At 41.8% G+C, this 325-nt stretch carries 1 protein-coding gene; it reads left to right on the top strand.

What is annotated here, in order from left to right:
- Positions 1-25: 25 nt before the first annotated feature.
- Positions 26-325: replication initiator protein A (locus tag DW677_RS17900; RefSeq protein WP_147324993.1), on the top strand; the 300-nt coding region annotated here is incomplete at its 3' end.

The following is a 325-nucleotide window of genomic DNA, read 5'->3' as shown; positions in this document are numbered from 1 at the left end:
TAAGCAGTAAAGGAGGCACGGTAAAGTGGGCGATACAATAAACTTTGATTATTATTACGGAATTGAAGCAGAGCAGTTCTCTTTTTATCGTGTTCCCCGGCTTTTGATTAAAGACGAGAGATTTAAGGGGCTTAGTAGTGATGCTAAGCTCCTCTATGGGCTGATGCTTGACAGGATGTCATTATCCATGAAAAACGGCTGGCTGGATGATGAAAGCAGGGCGTACATTATTTATACGGTGGATGCTATTATGGAAGATTTGGGATGTGCAAAGGCAACCTGCATTAAGATTATGAAAGAGCTTGATACCGAAAACGGAATCGGT

The organism is Clostridium sp. AM25-23AC (genome assembly GCF_003435125.1).
Lineage (GTDB): Bacteria > Bacillota > Clostridia > Lachnospirales > Lachnospiraceae > Pilosibacter > Pilosibacter fragilis.
The sequence above is the reverse complement of the archived record's forward strand: the minus strand, read 5'-3'. Positions and strand labels throughout refer to the sequence as shown.